The sequence below is a fragment of the Nitrosomonas aestuarii genome, from assembly GCF_003046585.1.
Classification (GTDB): Bacteria; Pseudomonadota; Gammaproteobacteria; order Burkholderiales; family Nitrosomonadaceae; genus Nitrosomonas; species Nitrosomonas aestuarii.
Window position 1 is genome coordinate 1 of sequence record NZ_QAAE01000057.1, and the last position, 1088, is coordinate 1088.

Genomic DNA, 1088 nt, shown 5'->3' on the forward strand with positions numbered 1-1088 from the left:
CAGGCAAACACCATTGCAGGTTTTATAACCAGTGTCATCTACAGCATCAGCGATGTCGCCGCGAATATAGCCGCTGGCGCCGGCCTGAATGAAGCGGTCAATATTACTATTACCGATGATGTCACCATCGCGCAGGCCACGACCATAGAAAATGCCACCAACTCCGGCAGCAAGTCAGTGGCGACCATAACCGATACCGCGGCAGCCATAGCAGGTTCATCCAATGCAGTGATTGCAAATGCAGCAGGTGCGGTCACCGCCAGCACTGCGGCCACGATCGCGCAGGCTGGGGCTATTGATGCATTTGCTACAGCGGTAGTATTTGCTATTGCAGATACTGCGGCGGCCATTGCTGGATCAAGTGATGCGGCGCTGGATGAGGCAACCAGCGTTACTGCAACAGATGCAGCAACCATTGCCCAGGCAAATACCATTGCAGGTTTTGCAACCAGTGTCACCTACAGCATCAGTGATGTCGCCGCGAATATAGCCGCTGGCGCCGGCCTGAATGAAGCGGTCAATATTACTATTACCGATGATGTCACCATCGCGCAGGCCACGACCATAGAAAATGCCACCAACTCCGGCAGCAAGTCAGTGGCAACCATTACCGATACCGCGGCAGCCATAGCAGGTTCATCCAATGCAGTGCTGGCAAACGCAGCAGGTGCGGTCACCGCCAGCACCGCAGCAACCATTGCCCAGGCAAACACCATTGCAGGTTTTGCAACCAGTGTCACCTACAGCATCAGTGATGTCGCCGCGAATATAGCCGCTGGCGCCGGCCTGAATGAAGCGGTCAATATTACCATTACCGATGATGTCACCATCGCGCAGGCCACGACCATAGAAAATGCCACCAACTCCGGCAGCAAGTCAGTGGCAACCATTACCGATACCGCGGCAGCCATAGCAGGTTCATCCAATGCAGTGATTGCAAATGCAGCAGGTGCGGTCACCGCCAGCACCGCAGCAACCATTGCCCAGGCAAACGCCATTGCAGGTTTTGCAACCAGTGTCACCTACAGCATCAGTGATGTCGCCGCGAATATAGCCGCTGGCGCCGGCCTGAATGAAGCGGTCAATAT

Annotated in this window: 1 protein-coding gene; it reads left to right on the forward strand. The window is 55.1% G+C overall.

The genetic code is table 11. The features are described from left to right. On the forward strand, positions 1-1088 hold a 1088-nt coding region (locus C8R11_RS16370; RefSeq protein WP_181258295.1), incomplete at both ends, for a beta strand repeat-containing protein.